Genomic DNA, 24,813 nt, shown 5'->3' on the forward strand with positions numbered 1-24,813 from the left:
TAGAAGAACCTGTAGGAGCTGCCGAAGGCTGCGAGACATTAATCCTGACTCGCCGCCATTCGCAGCCTTCGGCAGCTCCTACAAAAAATATTCCAGCTCAGACGGCTGTGATCAGTTGGGCTCTGGTCCTGCGGCGCGATATCTCCTCTGCCTGGAATCTGAAATTTCTTGAAACCTTCGCTGCCGATCTTTCTCGCCTCTCTGTAACATGGCTACCCGGCTATCGATGCCGAAGCATGACCATGAATTTCCTCACCGGATGCCCCGCATGACCGATTCTGTTTCAACCTCCAGCAGAGATTTCATTCTGGTGGCCTGCGCATTGCTGATCGTCATGGTTGGCACCACGCTGCCTACGCCGCTGTATGTTTATTACCAACAGCAGATGGGCTTCGGCGAAACCTGGGTGACGCTGATCTTTTCGATCTACGCCGCCGGAGTGATTGCAGCGTTGCTGGCAGTGGGCAGTTGGTCCGATCAGGTCGGACGTCGTCCGATGCTGTGCGCGGGTCTGTTGATGGGCGCGATCAGTGCGGTCATTTTTCTGTACTGCGATTCCATCGGTGGCCTGTTGCTGGGACGACTGTTTTCCGGGTTCTCTGCCGGGATCATGACCGGCACCGCAACGGTGGCCGTCATCGAACTGGCTCCCAAGTCCTGGAGCAAGCGCTCAACGCTGGTGGCCACGGCCGCCAACATGTTCGGCCTCGGGCTCGGGCCGTTGCTGGCGGGCCTGACGTCTCAGCACCTGCCGCATCCGCTGCAACTCGTCTTCTGGCTGCATCTGGGCTTTCTTGCGATCGCACTGGTGGGCGTCTTGATTGCGCGGGAAACGGTCACGCGTCCGGCAGTGCCCCGTCTGCGAGTCATGCGGCCTTCGATTCCTGCCCAGGTGCGCGGTCTGTTTATTCCCGCAGCCATCGCCGGTCTGGCAGGTTTCAGCGTTGCCGGGCTGTTCACCAGCATGGTGCCGTCGATCATGCGCCAGGTCATGGAGCAATCCAGTGGCATCGTGATCGGTGCGGTTGTAGGTTCGTTCTTCGCCGCCTCGGTAGTCGGTCAGGCGCTGCTGCAATGGCTGCCATCGCGCCAGCACATGACCATGGGTTGCGTCGCGCTGATCCTCGGCATGCTGACGTTGGGCCTGAGCATCGCCACCGAACAAATGCTGTTGCTGATCATCGCGGGCATTACTGCAGGTATCGGCCAGGGCATGGTGTTTCGTGCAGGCATGGGCGCCGTCACGGCGGCCAGCCCGCCACATCAGAAGGCCGCAGTCGCCTCGGCGCTGTTTGTGGTGTTGTACCTGTCCATGTCATTACCGGTGATCGCCGTTGGCGTCAGCGCGCCGGTGTTTGGCTTGCGCCATGTGGGTGAATTCTTCAGCGCTCTTGTTGCATTGATTGCTGTGATTGCGATGTGGAGCATGAGAAGGGCGCAGGCTGCGGCGGTGTAGCCTTGGCGATGATCTCTTGTGATAGCTAGGCTTTTGTGGGAGCTGAGCTTGCTCGCGATAAGGCTGGACGCGATCTAAAGTAAACCGCATTCAACCTTATCGCGAGCAAGCTCAGCTCCCACATATGTCTTCATTCAGTCAGAAATATCCAAGGCACATTTCTTGCTTTGCTAACAATAAAACTATTGATAGCTAGCAAAAAATAGAGAGCCTTTGATCATGATCGCTACCTCAACTCGTGCCGTCATTTGTACGCCCCATGCCGAAGCCAGTGCCGCAGGGATGCGGATTCTTGAGGCCGGCGGCACGGCCATTGATGCGATGCTGGCCGCCAGCGCGATGCTTGCGGCGGTTTTTCCGCATATGACCGGGTTGGGCGGCGATGCCCTGTGGATGATCCATGACAGCAAGGTACGCACCATCGTGGGGATTGGGCGTGCCGGTCAGCACTTGCCCGAGGGCGGAAAGATCACCGTGCGTGGCCCGGCTTCGGTTGCTAGCACCGCAGGCGCCCTGGCCAGTTGGCAAATCGCCGCGAATATCAGTCGTCATGACTGGGGGTCGAAACTTGGCTGGAGCGACCTGCTGGAAGACGCCGCTGTCATGGCGGATCGTGGCGTCGCCATTTCGCAGTCGCAATTGTTCTGGCAGACCTTGCGCCAACCGCTGATCGAGCAGTTACCGGACCTGCATCGTCTGTGCAAGACCGAGGGGCGCTGGAAGGGCGAGGGCGATACCTTGCGTCAGCCGGAGTTGGCCAATACCCTGCGTCATCTGGCCAGGCATGGCGTCGAGGACTTCTATCGAGGTGAGCTGGCCGAGGCTTTCGGTGCGGCTTTTGACCGGCTTGGATGTGGCCTTACGGCCGCTGATCTGGCTGCCACCCGTGCGCTTGAGGCTGCACCGATTTCGGTGCGTTATCGCCAGGGTCGACTCTATAACGTCGCACCGCCCTGTCAGGGGCTTTACACCTTGCAAGCCATGGCCGCACTGCAACACAAGCCATTGGCACAGATGGATAATGGCAGCGCGCAGTATTACCACTATCTGGTGGAAGCCATTAAACAGGGCTTGCTGCGCCGTAATGCGCAGTTATGCGATCCGCTCAGCACCTCATGGGATTTCCTCGCCAGCCTGGAGGATGCGCAGATCAAGGCTTACGCCGATGCCATCAACGACCAGCGTGCTGCCCCGTGGAATGAACCGGGTCGGCCTGCCGACACCATCTGGATGGCTGCCACTGATGCTCAAGGGCGAACCGCGTGCTTGATTCAGAGCCTGTTTCACGATTTCGGCTCGGGCTGCATCCTCGGTGACACAGGTGTGTTGTGGCAGAACCGCGCTGCCGGTTTCAATGCCGATATGCACCACGCCAACGGCTGGGCACCGGGCAAGCGCCCGGCGCATACCCTGAATCCGTCCTGCTATCTGGCGGACGACGGCCGTCGCTGGTTCTTCGGCACGCAGGGTGGCGACGGTCAGCCGCAGACGCAAATGGTCCTGGCGACGCAATTGGTCGACTTTCAGCAGCCGATTGATCTGGCACTGGAGACGCCACGCTTCCTGCTGGGGCGCAGTTTCTTCGACAGCACCGACAATCTGAAGCTTGAAGGTGACATGAGTACGGCGACTGTCGAGGGTCTTGCCGCGCTCGGGCACGAGGTGGAAATCATCCCGGCACGCAGCCCCATGACCGGGCATGCCGGGATCATTGCCATTGATGAAACCGGACGGCGCAGCGCCATGCATGATCCCCGTGGCGAAGGCCTCGCGCTGGGTCAGCCAAACTGATCGTCAAGACCATTGCAGACGGGGTTTGCCGGTGCGCGGTTGCTGGCGGATAATGCCGCCGATCGCCCGTCACTGGCAGTCCTGCTGGCTGGCACCAAGCGTTTTGAAAAATAGAGGAAAGGATGGGCCTGAGCACTGTCACTGCCAAACAGCTTGAGGTGCAACGTATCGTCGATGCGTTGTTCAAGGCTATCGCCCAACATCGTCTGCCGCCTGGCACGCGACTGATCGAAGCGCAAATCGTGGAAACCCTGCAGGCCAACCGCAACCATGTGCAGGTCGCGTTGCAACGCCTGGCGATGCAGAAGGTAGTGACCATCGAGGCCAATCGCGGCGCCATGGTTGCCCAGCCTACTGCCAAGGAAGCCCGGGATATTTTCAGCGCTCGTCGCGCCATCGAACGGGCGATTGTTGAAGGCATCACTCCGGCGATCATGCGCAAGCAGCGTCAGCGGATTGCGACGCACATGAACAATGAACGCAAGGCCACCAACGACACGGACCGCCGTGCCATCGTGCGCGAATTGAGCGAGTTTCACTTGATGCTCGGCGAGATCAGCGGCAACACCGTTCTGAGTGACATCCTCGCCAACCTGATGGTGCGCAGCTCGCTGATCGTGGCGCTGTATCAGCGTAACGACGTGCCATCCTGCGCGTCGGACGAGCATCAGGAAATCATTACTGCACTGGAAACCGGCAATAACGAGCGCGCCGTGGCGGTCATGCTTGAACACCTGGACGAGCTGGAAGGGCAGCTTGCTCTGGAGGAAAGCGCGCCGGAGGAATTCAATTTGCGGCAGGCGTTGAGTGATTGAGACGATCAGTCCTACGTCATCGCGCAAGATCCGGCATGGCGCAGAACTTGTGGGAGCAGAGCTTGCTCGCGATAAGGCTGGACGCGATCTAAAGTGAACCTGGTCCGGCTTATCGCGAGCAAGCTCTGCTCCCACAGGGTTATGCGTAAAGCGTGCCTAACTGTCCGGCCTCAACAGCTTCCCAACCGGGCGGCTAAACGTCTGCCTCCCACCCTTGAAGCCCATCAACGGCGCGCTGATTTCGGCGATCACCGCTGCAGGCGAGGGCGCGTCGAAGACGATGAAATCGGCGCGACAGCCGGGTCGCACGCCGTAATCAGTCAACCGCAACATGCGCGCTGATTCGCTGGACACCCACGCCAGGCATTGCAGCAATTGCGGCACGGTGCCCATCTGGCTGACGTTGGCGAACAGGTTGGCCTGACGGATCAGCGATGCGTCGCCATACGGCGTAAATGGATTGCCGATGTTGTTGGTGGACACCGAGCACGTCACGCCACAGGCATGCAGATGCTCCAGCGGCGCCAGCCCGCGGGGCTTGTTGTAAAACGACTCGCGGCCCATCAGAAACAGATCGGTAGACGGCAGACAGGTCACCTGCACGCCGGCCTTGGCAAGGTGCAGGCCCAGCACGGTCATTTGCTCTTTGGGCAGTGTCGAGAGCTTGGTTACGTGGCCGATGGTCACGCGTCCGGCCCAGCCATGCAGCTGCGTGCAGCGCGCAACTTCCATGACCGTCATGCCTTCCGGGTTCAGATCGAAATCCAGGTGCAGGTCCAGATCGCAGTCGTATTTGACCGCCAGTTCGAACAGACGCTGGATCTGCCCGTCGGGATCGCTGTCCATGTAAGGGCAACCGCCCAGCACCGTCGCGCCATTCTCCAGCGCTTCACACAGCAATTCTTCCGTTCCGGGATTGTTTAGCAGGCCTTCCTGAGGAAAGACACAGATTTCCAGGCTAATCGCCCAGGCGTAGTCAGTCTGCAAGCGGCGAATGGCATTGAAGCCGGTCAGACCGATTTGCGGATCAAGCTCCACATGGGTACGCATGTGGGTGGTGCCTTGCAGGATCGCCTTATCCAACACCAGCGCACCGCGTCTATACACGTCTTCTTCAGTGAAACCGGCTTTGGCGGCGCGGGTCTGGGCGACCGCCTCGGCAAGGGTGCCTTCATGCAAATGGCAGCGCTGCATGATGCAGGCCTTGTCCAGATGAATATGGGTTTCGATCAGGCCTGGCATCAACAACCGGCCTTGTAGATCAAGGGTTGCCCATTCAGTGACTGATGGACTGAAAGCCTCAACGTAATAGCCGTTTTCCACGTACAGCACGGTGTCGGAATTGGCGCTGGAATCGCCCAGCCGCGCATTGATGATTTTTAGAGTGTTCAAGCGTTGACCTCCTGGCCGCTGTCGGCGCTTTCACCCAGATAGGCCGCAGCCAGTTCCTTGTCGTCACGCAACTCGGCAGCACTGGCGGATTTGATGATGCAGCCGGTTTCCAGTACGTAAGCACGATCCGCGACCTGCAGCGCGAGGTTGGCCATTTGATCCACCAGCAGGATCGTGACGCCTTCATCGCGCAGGGCGGCGAGTGCTTCGTACAGCTCGCCGATCATGGCCGGTGACAAGCCCAGAGACGGCTCGTCCAGCAGCAGGATTTTCGGTTTTGCCATCAGCCCGCGACCGACCGCGACCATCTGTTGTTCACCGCCGGACAACATGCCCGCCGGGTTATCGATGCGGTCGCGCAAACGCGGGAAGCGTTTCAGGATCGCCTCGACTTCAGCTTCGGCGTCAAATGCTTCGCGTCGGGAATAGCCGCCCAGCAACAAGTTGTCGCGCACGCTCAGGTACGGGAACACCTGACGACCTTCCGGCACCAAGGCCAGACCTTTGCCCGCGATGCTGCTGGCGCTGGCCTGTTCAATGCTTTCGTTGTCCAGCAGGATGCTGCCGTTGGTGGCCCGATGCAGGCCCGCCAAGCATTGCAGGATGCTGGATTTGCCCGCGCCGTTGGCACCCAGAATCGCCACCAGCTCGCCGGGATTGACCAGCAAATTGACTTTATTGACCACTGCCGCAGCGCCATAGTCGATGACCAGATCCTTGACGTACAGCCGCGCATCGCGACTGCCGTCCCAGGCTTGATCACGTGGCGTTGCCTGATAATCGGTACCGCCCAGATACGCCGCGATCACCTGGTGGTTCTGACGAATCTCGGCAGGCGGCCCGGACGCGATCGGCTTGCCTGCGTCCAGCACCAGCAAGTGTTCGGACACTGACATCACCAGCGACATGTCGTGCTCGACCAGAATCACTGTCAGGCCAAAGTCCGCCAGTTTGCGCAGCAGCACTGCCAGGTCGTCCGTGTCGCGACGACTCAGGCCCGCTGCGGGTTCATCCAGCAACAGCACTGCAGGCGCGGTCGCCAGTGCCCGTGCGATCTCTACCAGACGCCGATCAACGTGGGGCAAGTCCTCGGCGGCAATGTTCACCTCACCGCGATAGCCCACCAGTGCCAGCAAGTCCAAGGCGAGGCTGCGTTGCTCAGTGGTCGACAGGCTGAAGGGCAGGCCGAGGCGACCGTTCTGCATCGCCACCAAGAGGTTATCCAGCACCGACATTTCACCGAACAGCAGGGTGGTTTGATAGGTGCGGGCGACACCCGCTCGGGCGCTTTTCCAGGCGGGCAAACCGGCCAAAGGTTGTTGCAGTTCGATCTGGCCACTGTCCGGCGCGTAGAAACCGCTGATCATGTTCAGCACCGTTGTTTTACCCGCGCCATTGGGGCCGATGATGCTGGTGATGCTTCCAGCCGGCGCATGCAGGCTGACGTGTTGCGCCGCCTGCACACCGCCGAAGCGAATACCGATATCGGTCACGCGCAAACCGGTTGACGGGCCACGGCTGCGCAAATGCGCGGCGATACGCTGTGTGTTGCTCGCAGTCGGAGGCAGCAAACGGGTTGGGTTGATCCAGCGACGGGCGAGGGCACCCAGCAGGCCGTTTGGCGCAACCCACAACACCAGTAGCAAAAGCACCGAGAAAATCAGCAGACGGTATTCGGCGAAGTCCGACAGTAATTCCGGCACCAGCACGATCAGCAAAGCGCCAATCAATGGGCCAAACAGCATGCCACTGCCACCGACGATCACCGCCAGGACAAACAGGATCGACTGCGAAAACGGAAAGGATTCCGGGTTGATGAACATCAACAGTGGCGCAAGCAGACCGCCTGCCAACCCGGTCAAAGCGGCCGAAAGGGCGAAGGCCAGGGTCTTGCTCAGGACCGGATTGAAACCCAGAGAGCGCGCGGCAATTTCAGAGGCTTTCACGGCACGCATGGCCTTGCCCCAGGTGCTGTGACTCAGGCGTTGATAGAACAGCAATGCGCCAATCATCAATGCGCCAGCCAGCAGGGCGAGCAGTATTGCGGGATCGAGACCGGCAAATTCAGGCAGCGGAATGCCCATCAAGCCATTGGAGCCGCCGGTCACGTCACGCCATTCGATCAGGCTGTGATGCACGACGAACGCAAAGGCAATGGTGATCATCGCCAGATACGGGCCGCTGACTCGCAGCGCCGGGATCGCCAGCAGCGCGCCGACCAAACCTGCCACGATGCCCGCCAAGGGCAACGCCAGCCATAGCGGCCAACCGGCCATGGTCAGCAGTGCCGACACGTACGCACCAATGGCGTAGAACGCGATGTGCCCGAAGGAGATTTGCCCACTCAGGCCAATCAGAATATTCAGGCCGACACCCACCACCGCCGCCAGGGCGCAGAGGGTAAAAACCAGCAGTGAATAGCTGTCTAGCGTGAAAGCCATGACGCCGCACACGACGGCGAGCAAGGCGATGAAAACCGGAGCAGCGAGGGTTTTTATGTCTTTCATACTTTTACCAGAGCCTTGCTGCCGAACAGGCCATCGGGACGAATCGCCAAGGCAAGAATGACCAGCGCAAACGTGAATATCTGGGTAAAGGCGGAGCCGAAATACAGGGTGATCAAGGCTTCAGCCAGACCGAACAACAGTCCGGCCGCGAACACGCCCCCGGCGCTGCCGATGCCGCCCAGAATCGCTACCGCAAAAGCTTTCAGGCCAAACAACATGCCCATCTCGGCGTTGACGCTGAACAACGGTGCGATCAACAAACCTGCTACCGCCGCGAATACCGTGGAAACAGCAAATGCGATCGCCACTACTCGATTGACGTTGATGCCCATCAACATTGCCGCGCGCGGATTTTGCACGCAGGCCTCCAGGACCTTGCCCAGTCGGGTGTAGCGCCGCACCAGATACAGCGCGAGGGCAATGGCTGCCCCCGCCAGAGGAATCAGCAACTGCAATGCACCGACGCTGCTGCCAAACAGCTCGACATTGAGATTGACCAGACTGCTTTCGAACTGACGAGGCTCCTTGCCGAAAGTGAACAGCGCCAGGTTGTCCACCAGAATGCCACCCGCCACCGTCGCCATCAGCCAGGCCTGTGAGCCACGGCTATGGAACGGCCGCACCAGCCAGCGCTCGATCGCCAGGCCATACAGCGCACAGAGGATCAGCGTCAGTGGCAAGGCCAGCCAAAGTGACCAGCCCCAGTTGATGCAGAAGGTGTAACCCAGCACCGCGCCGACCATCATGGCGCTGCCCTGAGCAAAGTTGACGGTGCGCGAGACGACGTAGGTCAGGTGAAAACCCAGCGCCAGCAAAGCGTACATGCTGCCCAGGCCGAGGCCGGTGACGATGGCGGCGGTGAACATGGCGGCTCCTTAAGGCTTCAACGGTACGATCTGGTCATTGACGAAGTGCGTGAACAGATAATCGTCCGGCCCCAATGCATCGTGTTTCTGCACCGTGAACGGTTGTTTGTAGTGCTTGATCAGACCGTCGTATTCGTTGATGGCGTAGAAACCGTCACGCACGGCCTTGCCGTCTGTGCTGCCGGCTTTCTCGATGGCCAGCGCAGCCAGATGCAGCGCGTCGTAGGCATTGGCGATGCCCACCGCAGGCGTTACGTCAGCCAGAGTTTTGATTTGTGGGTAAGCGCTTTTCAGTGCTGCGAGCAGAGCATCGCCTTTCGGACTGTTGTGCTCGGTGAACACGTAGGTCTGGATGAAGTGCACGCGGGAGGCATTCGGGCCAGCCAGCTCACCGAAACGACCGCCGGCCGGACCCCAGTGCGAAACCACCGGCACGTCCCAGCCCATGCGATCCAGCGATTTGACTACTTGCGCCGAAGGACCAACGTTACCGACCATCAACAAAGTATCGGCCCCGGCGTTTTTCAGACGGGTCAGTTGCGGCACCACATCGAGGTCGCTGTCCTGAATACGTTCAACACCGGCGTTGGCCAGGCCGCGTTTTTCCAGAGCACGCTTGAAGCCGGCTTCGTTGGACTCGCCCCACGGGTTATTGATGAGGATCATGCCCGGCTTTTTCATGCCGTTATCGACGCCGTACTTCACCAGCGCTTCGTCGACCAGTTCGTCGACAGCCGAGACCCGGAACACGTAGTTATCAGCAGCGCCGTTTTCGGTGATCTTTGTCCCCGCAGCCCAAATCCCCATGAACGGTACTTTCATCTGATTGGCCAATGGGACGATTGCCAGCGACACCGGCGTATCGAGGCCACCGAACAGCACAGTGACTTTCTCCCGCTGGACCAGTTCGCGAGCCGCCAGCATGCCTTTGGACGGATTGCTTTCGTCGTCACGGCGTACCAGCTCCAGTTGACGACCCAGTACACCGCCCTTGGCGTTGACTTCGTTAATAGCCATGGTCAAGCCACGGGTCAGGGCTTCGCCGGATTTGGCTGACTGACCTGAAAGAGCGGCCACCAGGCCAACCTTGATCGGCGGCTCAGCGGCTTGCGCGCCGCCGAACATAGCCATATTGAGCGTGACTGCCGCAGCCACGGGAAAGAGCAGACGTTGCAGGTTTGGAAGCCGGATGGCCATAGGTCGTTCTCCTGATTGCTAGCAGTTGCATATTTATTGCTAGCAAGTAGGATGCCAGTCGTAACGACCCGCTAAATGATGGTTCTTAGCATTTTTGCCTCGTATTTACGCGCCAAATTAAGGCGGCTCGCACCATGTAGAGGCGTTTAGGCAATTTACTTAACTCGTGAGTCAGGAGATTCAGAGATGTCGGAAAGTAATAAAGATGTACAGATTGTTAGCAATTTTCTAGAAGCGTCCATGGCCCCCGATCCGGTCCGGGCTGCAACCTTCATGAGCGAAGACGTGAGGATCACTTTCACAGGCGGTCGCGTCATGCCCACCCCGCAGGACATCACCGCGTTCAACGGCTCGCGCTATGCCTGGGTCAAGAAAGCTCTGGGTAATTTCGACTGGATGGATCGCGGCGACCACACCGTGGTTTATTCCAACGGCACGCTGTACGGCGAGTGGCCGGATGGCAGCAGCTTTTCCGGCAATCGTTATCTGGACCGCTTTGAAGTGCGCGACGGCAAGATCACTCACATGGACGTCTGGAATGACAGCGCCGAGTGGTTGCTGGCGCCGGAGATTGCGAAGGCTTGATTGGCTGAAAAGGGCGCGGTCCGGATGCCTTATGCAGGAACTGCCGAAGGCTGCCAATGCTTTTTCCCTGATGCACTGCGGTCGCAGCCTTCGGCAGCTCCTACAGCGTTGTGTTTGCGCCAATCATTAATGCTGGAATCGACCTCAAACTGGCCTTTCAGAAGAACGTCGCGTTATGGTGGCGTTTTTTATTCGTATTCGAGAGGCCGTGGTATGCGCTTTTCCCCTTTTGTCGAACGAATAGCCGGGCAGGGTGCAGCCGCCTGGGACATTCACTTCGCCGCCTGGCAGGCTCATTGTCGAGGGGAAGACGTCATTATCCTCAGCATTGGCGATCCAGATTTCGCTACCCCGGACTTCATTACCGAGGCGGCGGTCGGCGCATTGAGAGCAGGGGACAGCCATTACACCGAGATCCCCGGACGCCCTGCGTTACGAGAAGCCATCGCCGAGCGTTACGCCAAACGTCTGGGTCGACCGGTAGAGGCGACCAATGTAATTACCCTGGCCGGTGCGCAGAATGCTTTGTTCGCGAGCGCCCTGTGTCTGTTGCAAGCCGGTAATGAAGTTTTGGCCCTGGACCCGATGTACGTGACTTACGAGGCCACGCTCAGGGCAAGCGGCGCGACGCTGGTTCGGGTAAGTTGTGACGCCGATGTGGGTTTTCGTCCAGACATCAGCCGTATCAGCGCTGCCATCACCCCACGTACCCGGGCTATTTTTCTCTCCAACCCGAACAACCCTACTGGCGTAGTGCTCACTGTCGAGGAACTGCAAGGGATTGCCGAAGTGGCCATCGCTCATGATCTGTGGGTGGTCGTCGATGAGGTCTACGAAAGTCTTTGTTACGAGCGAGAGCACGTCAGCCTGGCCAGCTTGCCGGGTATGGCCGAGCGCTGTGTGATCGTCGGCAGTTTGTCCAAATCCCATGCCATGACCGGTTGGCGGGTCGGCTGGATCGTCGCGGACGCGCAGTTGGTCAGGCACGCGGAAAACCTGTCGTTGAGCATGCTCTATGGTTTGCCCGGTTTTGTCATGGCGGGCGCGATGGCTGCGGTGCTTGCTCATGATCAAGTGACGTCAGGCATGCTCGATATCTATCAGCGCAGGCGCGATCTGGTGGTGGCCGGATTGAGTCACTGTCCGGGTATCGAAGTACGCAGCCCGGATGCCGGCATGTTCGTCCTGCTCGATGTGCGCGGCACCGGCCTTAGCTCGCTGGACTTCGCCTGGCGCCTGTTCCGCGAGGCGGGTGTGTCGGTGCTCGACGCAGCCGCTTTCGGTGAGCCTGCCCAGGGTTTCGTGCGGCTTTCATTTACCGTAAGTGATGACCAACTGGCGCGTGCGTGTGTGCGAATCAAGTCGTTCGTCGGCACGCTCGCCAAGTCTTGAGAGGTATTTTGTGAACGAATTTATTGCTCCAGTGGACCCGGCCAAGGCCTATCGCTTGCTCAACCACGGGCCTACGGTATTGGTTTCGGCCCGGCATGACGGAGTTGACAATGTCATGGCCGCTGCCTGGGCCTGCGCGCTGGATTTCATGCCCGCCAAACTCACCGTGGTCCTCGACAAAATCGCCAAGACTCGTGAGCTGGTTGAGCAAAGCGGTGTCTTCGTGATTCAGGTGCCAACGGCGGCGCAGTTGCGGCTCACCCACGATGTGGGCACGCGCAGCCTCTCCGACGAGGCTGATAAACTGCAGCGCTCAGGCGTGGAGCTGTTCCGTATCCCTGGGCACGACCTGCCGTTCGTGGCTGGATGTTCCGCCTGGTTGGCGTGTCGCCTGATACCCGAGCCGCACAATCAGTCGACCTATGATTTATTCATCGGCGAAGTCATTGGCGCGTGGGCTGACACCCGTGTGTTCAAAGACGGACACTGGCACTTTGAAACAGCCGACCCGGCGTGGCGCAGTTTGCATTACATCGCGGGTGGGCACTTTTATGCGATTGGTGACGCGCTGGATGTTGAGGTTGCAGACGAGAAATGATGCGTGCAATACGCCATGCAGAAGCCTGCATGGCGGACAAAGCTGGAGTTACTGCCGTTCAATAGAGAACGCAGTATCGCGGGCTGTCACTTTTTCACGACGTGACTGGTGGAGAGGTTGCTGTAGGTGACTTTCCCGCCTTCGGTGGGGTAGCCGACGTTGTCCAGGGTGTATACCCCGGCCTTGAAGTAAAAATCGTAGCCATACCACGCGGGGTTCAGGGTGGTCTGCGCGGCGACGTCGTTGATCAGCACCGTAAGCTTGCCGGTGGGCGCCATCTGGATCGAGTAGGTGAAGGCCTTGTTCATGGGCATGGGAGTGCTGTACATCACCGGGCTTTTATCGTCCGCCGGTTTGACGCGATATTCCAGGTCGACGAAACCGCCTTTGGCGGTGTAGCGGTAGACCATTTTCAGCAAGGGCGTCGGCGCGTTCTTGGCATGGATCTGCGCCACCACAATCTTGCCCGTCGACGGTACCTGATTGACCGTCAGTGCGCCGATCATGGTGTTGGTCCCGCTGTTGTACAACCAGTTCCGTGCGGTGCCATTGGGCAGGGTTTCGCGCAATTCCGTGCGAGGGAAGTCACTGGTGCCGGAGTGCGAGCCGGTCACGGGCGCCCACATCACGATACCGTTGCTGCTGACTTTGAAGTAAGGGTTATTAATGCTGCTGACACGCGCCGTCGCCACGGTGAGCGCTGGCGTTTCGATGGGCAGGGTAAGGTTCCAGACACTGAGGTCGATCATGGGGCTCTCGCACGGGCAATGCGCCCGACCAGTCCCGGGACGCTGCGTGCTTTAACGGCAAGCCAGGCGTTTGGTTGATAGCCGTTGGGCTGATGGCGAGTGCGCAGACGACAGACGGCAAATGTTCCTCAGGCTCCTGCAATTTCGTGGGAACGAATTTATCCGGGAAAAACGGGGTTTCATGTGGTCCGAGCAGCTCATCGCGGGCAAGCCCGGTTCCCACAGGATTCACTGATGACGTGGGACCGGCTTTAGCCGGGAAGAGGCCAATACATTCAGTCCATCTTTATCGTCAGAAATACCGCCTTCCCGGCTAAAGCCGGTCCCACGTTGGCTTGCGGGCAAACATGGAATCTCCCACAGGACCATGACCCTCCTGACAGTCCGACTCTCAACGGGTTTGCACCAGCTCCAGAATCACATTCCCCGCCGCTTGCGGCTCGATCAGCAGGCGCTGTGAACCCGCTAGATGCGGCACTTTGTTGCTTTGGATAATGGCTCGCGCCGCATCCAGATCTTTAGTGTTGATGCGCAGTGCGATCGCGTGGGGTCGTTGTCTGGCGGCCTTCGGTAAGTCGACCCCGGCAAACTCGGTTTGCGCGGTCGTGAGCGACATGGCGCGTAGCAGTCCGCAGCCCGTGTCGGCCTCCAGCACATCGCCGTCGTAGCGAACTGAATCGCCGTACAGACCTTTCCAGCGAGCCTCGAGCTGAGCAGGGTCTGCCAGGTAAGTCACCGCGAGGATGCCGTCGGCACTGTTTGGGTGGTTCTGCCATCCAGGCACCCAGATCAGTTCCGGGCGGTGTTGATGGCATATGAAATTGGAAACATCCGGGTGCTCTTCGTCCATGAACAAACCCAACGACACGACGGCTTCGTCCGGGCTGCCATCGGGCAAGGTCATTTTGCGTCGGAAGTCGATACGGCCCTGGCTGGCCAGCCCTGCTTTTGTCAGGCGTGAATAGTCAGCATCGGCATCCTTGCTGTGCAGGGCCACCAGCGAGACGCCTTCTTCGCCACGATCCAGAAACTTGCCCAATTGGCGGCCGAAGCAGAAGCCATCGACTGAGTTGGTGCCGAATTTCGAGGCGTCATCTACTGCGATGATTTCGATGAAGTTGCTCGGGAACATCACCAGTGTCGTGACCGTGCCCCATGGGTGGTAGCTGACCGGCGACGGTTCAAAGCCCATCTTGCGGTACAACTCCAGGGTCTGCGGATGGTCGCGTACGGTCACCAGCGGATGATCGATACCTTGAGTGGATTGGGCTGCTGCGGCCATATCATTGCTCCCGTTCGGTTATGGTCTTCGAGGTCAGGGTCGCGAGCGACTGCGGTGCGCTACCGACAACCTTTGCCGGTGTGCCCGCGACTACGGCGCCTGCAGGCACTGGTTTGAGCACTACCGCATTGGCAGCGACGATAGCTTTGGCACCGACTTCAATGTTGCCCAGCACGGTCGCACCCGCGCAGATCAACGCGCCACGGCGGATCTTTGGATGGCGATCGCCGACTTCTGCCAGCGTGCTGCCCAAGGTCACGCCATGCCAAAGGCTGACTTCATCTTCTACTACGGCGGTCTCGCCAATAACCAGGCCGATGCCGTGATCGACAAACAGTGCCTTGCCCAATCGCGCTGCCGGGTGAATATCAATGCTCCAGGTATTGGCTGCCCAGTTCTGCAACAGTACTGCGCTCTGCACATCGCCGTCGTTCCACAAAGCGTGGCCGAGACGATAAGCCTGAACCGCCAGGATGCCGCGGAAAGTCAGGAAAGCAGTCAGGTGATCAGGACAGGCCGGGTTGACGATGACCAGATGGTTGATATCCGCCGCTGCGTTGGATGCAATATCGGGATTGGCCCGAATGATGTCGGCGAACCAGCTCGTCAGATCGGCGTCGTCGGCCTGCTCTTTGAGTTGCCGGGAGAGGTTTGCCGCCAGGGCGGTGGCGAAGGAGGGCTGCGACAGAATCCCTTGTTCCACATACTGGCTCAAGACAGGGTTACGATCAGCCAACTGCCGGGCCTGATCTTGCAGACGCTGCCAAAGGGCATCCATGGCGTTCTCCTTTTTGGGGTGGTCCGAGTATGGGCAGGCAAAGGGGGCGCTATCAATCCTTTCGGGGCTGCAGCTCTGTTGCTTTTTTCGCAACTCTGGATGGCGGTCGCTTGCGGTGCTGCAAACTGCCCGCAAGCTTGCCCCTACGCTCAACTTGTAGGACTGGCTTTGGTCGGGAGACCGGTATTTTTGCCGAAGGCAATCAAGCGACTTTCTCGAAGCCCTCACGGCTGAAGCCGGTCCTACAAGATGAAATCCAGGTCCGGCAGTTTCGGAATGGTGAGATCCAGCCAGATGTCAAACCAGATACTTGTTAAACCACTCCAGCGTCCTGTCCCATGCAAGCTTGGCAGCCGCTTCGTCGTAGCGCGGAGTGGAGTCGTTATGAAAGCCATGGTTGGCGCCGGGATAAACATACGCCTGATACGTTTTGCCAGCCGCTTTCAGTGCCTGCTCATAAGCCGCTGCGCCTTCGTTGATGCGGGTGTCCAGTTCGCCGTAATGGATCAGTAGCGGGGCCTTGATTCTGGGCACGTCTTCAGCTTTGGCCTGACGTCCATAAAAGGGCACCGCGGCGGCCAGTTCGGGATAGGCAACCGCTGCGGCGTTGGCGACACCGCCGCCATAGCAGAAACCGGTGATGCCGACTTTTCCGGTCGTTGCGTCATGCTTCATCATCCACTCGATGGCGGCGAAGAAGTCGTTCATGAGTTTTTCCGGGTCTACCGTCTGCTGCAATTCTCGACCTTTGTCATCATTGCCGGGGTAGCCGCCCACCGAGCTCAGGCCGTCAGGGGCGAGTGCGATGAAACCGGCTTTTGCTACGCGGCGGGCAACGTCTTCGATATAGGGGTTCAGCCCGCGATTCTCATGCGCCACCACCACGGCGGGTAGTTTGCCGGTGGCTTTTGCCGGGCGAACCCAATAGCCGCGCACCTGGCCGTGACCTTTGGGGGAGGGGTAGGTGACGTACTCGGCGACGATGTCCGGGTCGGTGAACTCTACCTGTTGGGCCATTGCGTAGTTCGGGCTCAACGAAGCAAGAACAGCGCTGGCGGTCAGGCCGAACACGGTGAAAGCCGCCGCGCGATCAAGGAATTCACGCCTGTTGATCTTGCCGTGGGCGTAGTAGTCGTACAACTCAAGCAATTCCGGGGAAAAATCTTTCGCGGTGAGACGCTCCATCTGTTCGCTCCTTCTTCGGTGAGTCGGCTGATTAAAGCAGTCTTTGCCGGTGAGGCAAATGGGTGACACACCGCTGTTTTGCAGCAAACACGATTCCTGTAGGAGCGCACGAGCAGCGCGAGGCCGCGATAGCGATGTATCAGACAGGATGCCATCGTTGCTTCGCGGTGCTCGTGAGCTCCAGAAAAAGCATTCCAACTCGGATAGTCCTTTTTCTTGTTTGATGAGAGCGAGCGTGCCGGCAGATAGATTGTGCGTTGTGTGCTCTGTTCTGCTGGCAAGAGCGGGTATGATGGCGCCCCTTCGGGCCGAGCATGCCGGTCCGGGGATGCCTTAAAGTCTGGAGTCGCCACCTCGATGTTCACCGTCACCCGCCTTGAAAACCCGCCACCCGAGTCGATCAAAAGCCAGATCATGAAGATGGTGGTCGACTACGTCACTGATATCAGCATGGTCAATATTGCGCCCAGCAACCCTCTTTACAGCCTTTATCAATATGGCGTCGGCTACGAGGTTCACCTCTATATCGATGCCATGGATGGGTCAAAAGGGATCCCCGTTGAATTGATCGTCGCGCTGGATGCCGATGAGCCCGACACCGTTATCGGTTTCTTGCTGTATCTGCCCGTCAAGGACGATCCCGAAGCGTGCGCGGTGGCGTTCATGGCAGTACAGACGAGACAGCGCCGTAAAGGCGTGGCGAGGGCCATGTTGAAGAAGATGACCGGTCGCTATCCGCATGCCGAGCTGGCCTGTCGCGCTGCGGCGGTTCCGCGTTTCGAGGCGATGGGTTTTCAGGTACTGGCCGCTCGCGGTCCGCAGGTATTAATGAATACTTGGGATCACGGCACTGATGGCCTTGTGGCGGTCCTGGATGTCGCACCGATCTACAATTCGCTGGAGATTCGGCAAATTCACGCTTATTTACTTCAGCAGCACGGAAAACGGCCGATGATAGAGGCCGAGAAACAGCGTGATCGACATCTGGATCAACTAGCAAGACAGGCGAAAGCGCTGGTCGATGCGCGTCAGAGGCCCGCTTCGAACGAGACTATCGATTAAATGCGCGTTTGATTATCGGTAAAAGTTCGCTCCAGAACCTGTATCCGATTACAATTACCGTTCGCGGTTCCCGACACACGTGTACATATGTGCTTCACAACGCATGACCCTTTGTTACGCAAGTAGCAGATGTTGTTCCGTGAAAGACCTGGGTGCTGGTTGTAACGAGGTTGTCGGAGCAGCTTTGTTCTGACGATGTACCAAGAGATTCAATGTCACTCAGCAGCTGAAAACAATGGCAAACAAGAAGTCAGCTCAGGAGAGACAAGAGAGTGAGGTTGGTAGCAGTAAATCAGCCTTGTATGTCCAGTCGTTGGTCCTGCCGATTGCCGCAGTTCACGAGATGCCACGTCGCATGCGTGTAACCGGGCAGCTATTGCTCAGACTGACGAAGGGATGACGTTCTATCCTGGAAATCACAGTATGTTAAAAAAAGTGAACACAGCCCTTCTGGGCCTGGCGATGTCGATGGGACTTTCGCCCTTGCATGCAGCTGAAGCAAAAAAAGTTGACGTATTGTTGATCGGCGGCGGCATCATGAGCGCCACTCTGGGCACCTGGCTCAACGAGCTGGAGCCGACCTGGACCATGGAAATGGTCGAGCGTCTCGACAAAGTCGCCGAAGAAAGCTCCAACGGCTGGAACAACGCCGGTACCGGTCACTCTGCCCTGGCCGAGTCCAACTACACCCCGTACGGTAAAGACGGCAAGATCGAGATCGCCAAGGCCATCGAGATCAACGAAGCGTTCCAGGTCACCCGTCAGTTCATGGCGTGGCAGGTCAAGAACGGCGTATTGAAAAACCCGCATTCGTTCATCAATTCGACTCCGCACATGAGCTTCATGTGGGGTGACGATAACGTGAAGTTCCTCAAGGCCCGCTACGAAGCGCTGAAAACCAGCCCACTGTTTGCCGGCATGCAGTACAGCGAAGATCAGGCTCAGATCAAACAGTGGGTTCCACTGATGATGGAAGGGCGTGACCCAAACCAGAAAATCGCCGCTACCTGGTCGCCGCTCGGTACTGATGCGAACTGGGGCGAAGTCACTCGCCAGTACGTTGCCAACCTGCAGACCAAGCCTGTGTTTGACCTGAAATTGTCGAGCGAAGTCCAGGAAATCACGCGCAACAAGGACGGCAGCTGGCACGTTGAATACAAAAACCTGAAAGACGGTACCAGCCACGGTACAGACGCGAAGTTCGTGTTTGTCGGTGCTGGCGGCGGGGCTCTGAAGCTGCTGCAAAAAGCTGATATCCCTGAAGCCCGTGAATACGGTGGCTTCCCGGTTGGTGGCTCGTTCCTGGTGACTGAAAATCAGGACATCGCTCTGCAGCACATGGCCAAGGCCTACGGCATCGCCTCGACTGGCGCGCCACCCATGTCCGTGCCGCACCTGGATACTCGTGTCCTGGACGGTAAGCGCATGATTCTGTTCGGACCATTCGCGACCTTCTCCACCAAGTTCCTCAAGGAAGGTTCTTACCTTGACCTGCTGTCGACCACCACGACCCATAACGTGTGGCCGATGACCAAGGTTGGCGTTGAGCAGTATCCGCTGATCGAGTACCTGGCAGGCCAGTTGATGATGTCGGATGACGACCGCTTCGCTGCGCTGAAAGAGTACTTCCCGCACGCCAAGAAAGAAGACTGGCGCTTGTGGCAAGCTGGTCAGCGTGTGCAGATCATCAAGCGCGACGCTGAAAAAGGCGGCGTGTTGAAGCTGGGTACCGAGGTTGTTTTCTCCCAGGATCGCTCTATCGCTGGTCTGCTGGGCGCCTCGCCAGGTGCTTCGACTGCACCTCCGATCATGATCGATGTGCTTGAAAAAGCCTTCAAGGACAAGGTTGCTACTCCAGAGTGGCAAGCCCGTATGCGCCAGATCGTTCCGAGCTACGGCACCAAGCTCAATGGCTCGCCTGAGCGCGTTCAGCAGTCGTGGGATTACACCGCTGAAGTTCTGCAGCTGACCAAGCCGCCGGTAATTGACCCGGCAGCTTATCCTGCTGCAAGCGCTGCTCCGGCCAAGCCTGCAAAGCCACAGCCAAGCAATCCGGCTGCGGATATGGCTCTGTAATAAGCTTTATCGTCAAACGCATCGGGTTCAGGCGGTCAGCAATGGCCATTTGAAACCCGAACAGAAAACCCGGCACTGCTTTAGCGGCAGTGTCGGGTTTTTGCGTTTCAGCGCACGACAGATTTAAAACCGAGTACTAATAGCCACAAATAATTATGGGTTTAATCAGCTAAAGCGTCTGGTTTGAAAATCACGTTTGCCTGGCTTGATAAATAAGCTATGTTGTAAGACGTCGTATAAGACAACTCGATCTATACGCGTATTCCATCGCCAATAAACAATAACAAGGAACAACCATGAACAAGAGTTTCAAGCTGCTCGTTGCATTTCTCTGCCTGTTCGGCGGTTATACGGCTACTGCTCACGCTTCGGATCAAGCCGATGTTGAAAAGGCTGTCGATAAACTTACTCAGGCCATGTGGCACAAGGATATTGCGCAACTGCAGGCGTTGACTGCTGACAACCTCACTTACGGTCATTCCAGCGGCAACATTCAGGACAAGAAGGCCTTTATCGCCGATATCGAAACTGGCAAAAGCGCATTCAACCGGCTTGAGATGCAGAAGCAGCAGGTCACCCTGTCAGGCGATACCGCTCTGGTGCGCAACCACTTCTCCGCTGAGGCGGTGAACAGCGGCAAGGTTGTGCCGACTGAAATCGAAAACTTCCAGATCTGGCAGAAGCAGGACGGCAAGTGGCTGCTGATCGGGCGTCAGGCATTCAAGTTCTGATGTGAGTGTAAGCACCGCTCTCATGACTGCACTGTCCGTTGGAGCGAGGCTTGCCCGCGAAGAACGATGACGCGATCTGCCTGACAGACCTCATCGAACGCTTAGCGGGCAAGCCTTGCTCCAACAGGGCAATTGGTTTCGCAGCCTTCGGCAGCTCCTACAAGATTTGTTACTGGCTACAACTCGACTTACTCGCCGCGTTCGTCTCTAACCACAGCTCATCCAGGTTGCTGAATCCCCATTCCTTCGCTGACTCAAGACCCACGATCCGGTCCTGGCCCAACAGTGCCGCGAGGTTGATAGTGGCATGCGCAATGGGCTTATTGTTATTGGCACAAAAGAACACCCGGACCTTGGGCGTAAGCAGTGATTTTTCGTGCTGTTCGGTGACGACACCAATACGGCCGCTCTGCAGGCGAACCAGCGCACCCACCGGGTAAATGCCGACGCACTTGACGAAGGCCTGAAATACCTTTTCATCAAAATGCCCCTGCCATTGGGCCATACGATGGATGGCTTCGGCGGGACCCCAAGCCTCCTTGTAGGGGCGATCCGAAGTCACCGCGTCATAGACATCACACACCGCACCCATTCTTGCGAACAGGCTGATCTGAGTACCGGCCAGCCTGTGGGGATAGCCCGTGCCATCGATCTTTTCATGGTGATGCAGGCAGACGTCCATGACGCGAACGCTGAAATGCTGGCTCTGCATCAGCATAGTGGCCCCGCACTGCGAATGGCTGCGCATGGTCGCGAATTCCTCATCGCTCAGCGCACCTGGCTTGTTGAGGATGGTCAACGGGATCACGACTTTGCCCACGTCATGCATCAGGCCTGCAATGCCCGCCTCATGAACCAGAGCTGGCGGCAGCCCAAGCTGGCGGGCGAGGGCGATCATCAGCGCACAGACCGCGACCGAATGCATGTAGGTGTATTCGTCACAGGTTTTCAGTCGCGCAAGACTGATCAAGGCATCGGGGTGCCGAGCTAGCGAGTCGGAGATCTCCTCTACCAATTCGCTGACCTGCTCCACTTCAATGACCTGGCCCATGCGTAAATCACTGAACATCTTCTCCACCGCAGCTCTGGAATGAGCGCACAGCTTCAGCGACCGGGAAATCTCCTGATTCAATGCGACCCTGTGCGGGATCGGTCGGTTGGCGATGGTTTGCAGGTTGGTCGGCAAGGCAGGATCTGCTTGCAGAGACTGCGCCGGTATCGGGCCGACACCTCGGCTGTCATCGATCCAGAGTTCTGCGACTTTAGCGTCGAGTATGCGCTGCAGATCATGCTCGTTCGAAAGCATGAATCCGTTTTTCCAGAATGACTGCTCTATCCCTGAGCCACAGAATTCGTGTACGTACATACCGAGGCGCAGCTCGGCCACAGAGATATGTTTCAGCACGATAGTTACTCGCTTTTTTATGGCTGAAGTTCGCGATCAGGCATTCGGAACTGATCGCGTTTTTTCCTGCATTTGGCTATATCGAAAACCTCGCTACCAGACGATTGAGGCCCACGGCCAGTTGCGACAGCTCATTGCTTGCCAGTGAAGTCTGGCTGGCGGCAGATGAGCTTTGTGAAGACAAGTCGCGAATACTCACCAGGTTCTGGTCAACCGAACGGGCGACTTGTGCCTGCTGCTCTGAAGCGGTGGCTATCAGTAGATTCCGCTCATTGATGTCGGAAATCGCCGCGGTGATTTGTTTGATTGCGATGCCGGCTTCATGGGCAATCTGCAATGTCGATCCGGCTTCAAGCGAGCTTTGTTTCATCGACTGCACCGCCAGCGTCGAATCTTTCTGAATGCCCTGGATCATCTGCTCGATTTCCCGGGTAGACGTCTGGGTTCTGTGGGCCAGTGCGCGGACTTCATCCGCTACCACGGCAAAACCGCGGCCTTGCTCGCCCGCGCGGGCTGCTTCGATCGCTGCGTTCAAAGCCAGCAGGTTGGTTTGTTCGGCAATGGAGCCAATCACGTCCAGCACTTTAGCGATGTGCTGTGCCTGGTTCGCCAGGCCTTCGACTTCAACACCGGTACGCTCGACCGTTGTGCTGAGTTTTTCCAGCGAGGCGATGGTCTGGCTCACACGTTCTTGTCCAGTCTGGGCCGAGCGCTCGGACGCCTGGGTTGATTGCGAGGCCGATACCGCGTTGCGTGCGACCTCTTCAACAGCAGCGGTCATCTCGTTAACCGCCGTAGCCGCTTGTTCGGTTTCCATGCTTTGACGCTGAATGCCGGCATTAGACTCTTTGGTGATCGAGCTCATTTCCTCCGCTGCGGAGGCAAGTTGCCCTGATGAATCAGATATGTGCTGGATCGTTCCTTTCAGGCTCGCCAGCATGGTCGCGGTGGCGGTCTGCAGCTCGGTCATTTCATCTGCGCCGCTGATTTCTACCGTGGTGCGCAGATCACCGTCGGCAATCTTGCGGGTGGTGACCAGTAAGGTTTGAATGGGCTGGGTAATACTTCGCGTAAATGCGACGGCGACAAAGATCGTTACGATAACGGCGATAACAATGAATATCATTGAGATGTAGCGCCCACTGGTAAAACTTTCATCGGCGATTGATCCGGATTGCAATGCGCCTTTTTCATTAATACTGATCAATGCCTCGATGGCGGCTTGCAGTGCCACGGCTTGAGGCTTGGAAGTGTCTTGAATGAACACCGCCATTTCCTGATAGGTGCGGGTTTTACTTAGCTCCATCAGTTCGTCGATTTTGCTTTGATAGGCACTGACGTTACTCGCGACCTTATTGAACAGCTCTTTCTCGGTCGCGTCGGAAACCAACGGTGCATAGTCTTGTGTGGCGGTGCTCAAGTTAGCTTTAAGTTGATTGATTTTCTTGATCGATGCCTCGCCCAGCCTGGCATCGTCCATGACAAAACGCCTGGCATCCAGACGGTATAGGAGCATGGCGGTCTCTATCCTGCTGGCCTGTCTGACACTGGGCAGCCAGTTGTTCTGCAGGTCGGAGGCGGAGTCATGGATGTCATCCATCTTCAGCAACGAGGCGACGCCAAGGCCGATCAATAGGAGACAAATGATGCCGAAGCTGAACAGGGCTCTGGTGGTCAGTTTTATATTTCTTGTTTTCATGCCGAGATACCTCGAATCGCCACGCTGCGATAGCTGTGATTCAACTGATCTACCTAGTGGCGACTTGATATCAATCTAGCCGCCTGGATGTGAAAAAACCATCATCTGCATAAAAAAGTTTTGTTGTTTACACAGGGTTGGTTATCAAAGTCCATCGGCGTTTATAGCGCAAACTTTAAGGGCGTCAAATAGATGTTTATTTGGCGCCATTAAATATTAATTGGATCCACTTCGTGACTTTAAAGTTGCGAAGCTAACTAACGATCGCTGTTATGTTACAGCGCCTGAGGCTTGAAAAGTGTTGGTAAAGAGCAGTGCTTTAAGCCCGCCCTCGACTTCGGCATCCGGGAACTCAGGCGGATTGGGCAGGCGTTGTTCGAAGCGCAGGCCAGGTGCTTCGGTGGCGGTGTGGTTAATCAGGAAGTCGGAACCCAGGCTTGGCTCGTTCATGCAGGCCAGCACCTGACCGCCGGGAATCAGTAGTTCGGGCATCCGTCGCAGGACTTTCTGGTAATCCTTGTCGAGCAGGAAGCTGCCGCGCTGGAAGGAGGGCGGATCAATGATGACCAAATCATAAGGGCCGGATTTTTTCACTTTGCCCCAGGACTTGAACAGCTCGTGGTCCAGAAAGCTGACTTTGCGCAAATCGTGCTGATTCAGGCGGTGGTTCTCCCGTCCGCGAGTAAGTGCGGCGCGGGACATGTCCAGATTGACCACATGTTCGGCACCGCCTGCGATGGCCGCCACCGAAAAACCACAGGTGTAGGCAAACAGATTCAATACCCGCTTGCCTTGCGCCTGCGCACGCACCCAGTCGCGCCCGTAACGCATGTCCAGAAACAGACCACAGTTTTGCTTCCTGCCCAGATCCACCCTGAAGTGCAGGCCGCTTTCAGTGATTTGCCATTCTTCGACCCGCTCACCCAGTAGCCATTCAGTGGTGCTTTCGGGCAGATAGCGATGTTGCAGCAACAAGGTATGCGCCTTGCTGTTCAGCCATTGGGGCGTACGGGTCAGTTCCAGCAGCAATTGAGTCAGTGCTTCAAGCTCGGCCTTTGCGGGCTCGCGAAAGAGCGACACCAGCACCACGCCCTGCATCCAGTCGACCGTCACCTGTTCAAGTCCCGGCCATACGCGGCCTCGGCCGTGAAACAGACGGCGTGTTTCATCGGGTGCGGTTTGCAGGGCATCCAGCAGATGCTGGTTCAGGACGGCGAGTGCTTCTGGGGTCATGACGGGCAATCAGT

At 57.8% G+C, this 24,813-nt stretch carries 19 protein-coding genes and 1 pseudogene; 9 read left to right on the forward strand and 11 right to left on the reverse strand.

Annotated elements, in window-relative coordinates:
- Positions 1–268: 268 nt before the first annotated feature.
- The 3 genes from AUC60_RS14020 to AUC60_RS14030 all read left to right on the forward strand — a co-directional run bounded on the left by AUC60_RS14020 (position 269) and on the right by AUC60_RS14030 (position 4,062).
- Positions 269–1,456, forward strand: coding sequence for an MFS transporter (locus AUC60_RS14020; RefSeq protein WP_087268239.1), 1,188 nt, complete (start codon positions 269–271; stop codon positions 1,454–1,456).
- 219 nt (positions 1,457–1,675) lie between these two features.
- Positions 1,676–3,247 carry a gamma-glutamyltransferase family protein gene (locus AUC60_RS14025; RefSeq protein WP_087268242.1) on the forward strand — a complete coding sequence of 524 codons (1,572 nt, stop codon included), beginning with the start codon at positions 1,676–1,678 and terminating at the stop codon, positions 3,245–3,247.
- A 122-nt stretch (positions 3,248–3,369) separates the two neighbouring features.
- Complete coding sequence (locus AUC60_RS14030) at positions 3,370–4,062, forward strand: GntR family transcriptional regulator (RefSeq protein ID WP_087268245.1); 693 nt, start codon at positions 3,370–3,372, stop codon at positions 4,060–4,062.
- Between the two features lie 156 nt (positions 4,063–4,218).
- On the opposite strand, the gene AUC60_RS14035 is transcribed toward AUC60_RS14030, so the two are convergent.
- Genes AUC60_RS14035 through AUC60_RS14050 form a run of 4 tightly spaced genes read right to left on the reverse strand, consistent with a single transcriptional unit; the run spans position 4,219 to position 10,024 of the window.
- Positions 4,219–5,454: an amidohydrolase family protein gene (locus AUC60_RS14035; protein WP_087268249.1), complete on the reverse strand. Its 1,236-nt coding sequence runs from the start codon at positions 5,452–5,454 to the stop codon at positions 4,219–4,221.
- Positions 5,451–7,961, reverse strand: a complete 2,511-nt coding sequence (locus AUC60_RS14040; RefSeq protein ID WP_087268252.1) for a branched-chain amino acid ABC transporter ATP-binding protein/permease — start codon at positions 7,959–7,961, stop codon at positions 5,451–5,453. The genes AUC60_RS14035 and AUC60_RS14040 overlap by 4 nt, the downstream gene beginning before the upstream one ends.
- Positions 7,958–8,827 (reverse strand): branched-chain amino acid ABC transporter permease, encoded by an 870-nt coding sequence (locus AUC60_RS14045; RefSeq protein WP_087268257.1) that lies wholly within the window; start codon positions 8,825–8,827, stop codon positions 7,958–7,960. Before AUC60_RS14045 ends, AUC60_RS14040 begins: the two co-directional genes overlap by 4 nt.
- 9 nt (positions 8,828–8,836) lie before the next feature.
- Complete coding sequence (locus tag AUC60_RS14050; RefSeq protein ID WP_144443261.1) at positions 8,837–10,024, reverse strand: ABC transporter substrate-binding protein; 1,188 nt, start codon at positions 10,022–10,024, stop codon at positions 8,837–8,839.
- A 186-nt stretch (positions 10,025–10,210) separates the two neighbouring features.
- Between AUC60_RS14050 and AUC60_RS14055 the strand changes: the two genes are divergently transcribed.
- The 3 genes and pseudogenes from AUC60_RS14055 to AUC60_RS14065 all read left to right on the forward strand — a co-directional run bounded on the left by AUC60_RS14055 (position 10,211) and on the right by AUC60_RS14065 (position 12,599).
- Positions 10,211–10,609 carry a nuclear transport factor 2 family protein gene (locus AUC60_RS14055; protein ID WP_087268260.1) on the forward strand — a complete coding sequence of 133 codons (399 nt, stop codon included), beginning with the start codon at positions 10,211–10,213 and terminating at the stop codon, positions 10,607–10,609.
- A 213-nt stretch (positions 10,610–10,822) separates the two neighbouring features.
- Positions 10,823–11,989 (forward strand): annotated as a pseudogene (locus AUC60_RS14060) (pyridoxal phosphate-dependent aminotransferase); the annotation flags it as partial.
- A gap of 22 nt (positions 11,990–12,011) precedes the next feature.
- The gene (locus AUC60_RS14065; RefSeq protein ID WP_087268266.1) at positions 12,012–12,599 is read left to right on the forward strand and encodes a flavin reductase family protein; all 588 of its coding nucleotides are present in this window, start codon (positions 12,012–12,014) and stop codon (positions 12,597–12,599) included.
- An 86-nt stretch (positions 12,600–12,685) separates the two neighbouring features.
- Here AUC60_RS14065 and AUC60_RS14070 read toward each other — a convergent pair whose 3' ends face one another.
- From AUC60_RS14070 to yghX, 4 genes are all read right to left on the reverse strand, one after another.
- Positions 12,686–13,348, reverse strand: coding sequence for a polysaccharide lyase family 7 protein (locus AUC60_RS14070; RefSeq protein WP_087268268.1), 663 nt, complete (start codon positions 13,346–13,348; stop codon positions 12,686–12,688).
- Between the two features lie 391 nt (positions 13,349–13,739).
- The gene (locus AUC60_RS14075) at positions 13,740–14,630 is read right to left on the reverse strand and encodes a VOC family protein (RefSeq protein ID WP_087268271.1); all 891 of its coding nucleotides are present in this window, start codon (positions 14,628–14,630) and stop codon (positions 13,740–13,742) included.
- A 1-nt stretch (position 14,631) separates the two neighbouring features.
- The gene (gene epsC, locus AUC60_RS14080; RefSeq protein ID WP_087268275.1) at positions 14,632–15,408 is read right to left on the reverse strand and encodes a serine O-acetyltransferase EpsC; all 777 of its coding nucleotides are present in this window, start codon (positions 15,406–15,408) and stop codon (positions 14,632–14,634) included.
- 297 nt (positions 15,409–15,705) lie between these two features.
- Positions 15,706–16,593 carry a YghX family hydrolase gene (gene yghX / locus AUC60_RS14085; RefSeq protein WP_087268277.1) on the reverse strand — a complete coding sequence of 296 codons (888 nt, stop codon included), beginning with the start codon at positions 16,591–16,593 and terminating at the stop codon, positions 15,706–15,708.
- Positions 16,594–16,950: 357 nt separating this feature from the next.
- Between yghX and AUC60_RS14090 the strand changes: the two genes are divergently transcribed.
- The 3 genes from AUC60_RS14090 (at position 16,951) to AUC60_RS14100 (ending at position 20,462) form a co-directional block, all read left to right on the forward strand.
- Positions 16,951–17,655 carry a GNAT family N-acetyltransferase gene (locus tag AUC60_RS14090; RefSeq protein WP_087268280.1) on the forward strand — a complete coding sequence of 235 codons (705 nt, stop codon included), beginning with the start codon at positions 16,951–16,953 and terminating at the stop codon, positions 17,653–17,655.
- A 423-nt stretch (positions 17,656–18,078) separates the two neighbouring features.
- Entirely contained in the window at positions 18,079–19,731 is a 1,653-nt protein-coding gene (mqo, locus tag AUC60_RS14095) for a malate dehydrogenase (quinone) (protein ID WP_087268283.1), read from the forward strand.
- 296 nt (positions 19,732–20,027) lie between these two features.
- Positions 20,028–20,462 (forward strand): nuclear transport factor 2 family protein, encoded by a 435-nt coding sequence (locus AUC60_RS14100; RefSeq protein ID WP_087268286.1) that lies wholly within the window; start codon positions 20,028–20,030, stop codon positions 20,460–20,462.
- Positions 20,463–20,631: 169 nt separating this feature from the next.
- On the opposite strand, the gene AUC60_RS14105 is transcribed toward AUC60_RS14100, so the two are convergent.
- The 3 genes from AUC60_RS14105 to AUC60_RS14115 all read right to left on the reverse strand — a co-directional run bounded on the left by AUC60_RS14105 (position 20,632) and on the right by AUC60_RS14115 (position 24,799).
- Positions 20,632–21,867: a cyclic di-GMP phosphodiesterase gene (locus AUC60_RS14105; RefSeq protein ID WP_087268289.1), complete on the reverse strand. Its 1,236-nt coding sequence runs from the start codon at positions 21,865–21,867 to the stop codon at positions 20,632–20,634.
- A 76-nt stretch (positions 21,868–21,943) separates the two neighbouring features.
- Entirely contained in the window at positions 21,944–23,566 is a 1,623-nt protein-coding gene (locus AUC60_RS14110; protein WP_087268292.1) for a methyl-accepting chemotaxis protein, read from the reverse strand.
- Positions 23,567–23,836: 270 nt separating this feature from the next.
- Entirely contained in the window at positions 23,837–24,799 is a 963-nt protein-coding gene (locus AUC60_RS14115) for a class I SAM-dependent methyltransferase (protein WP_087268295.1), read from the reverse strand.
- Positions 24,800–24,813: the final 14 nt, after the last annotated feature.

This window comes from Pseudomonas caspiana, from assembly GCF_002158995.1.
GTDB lineage: Bacteria > Pseudomonadota > Gammaproteobacteria > Pseudomonadales > Pseudomonadaceae > Aquipseudomonas > Aquipseudomonas caspiana.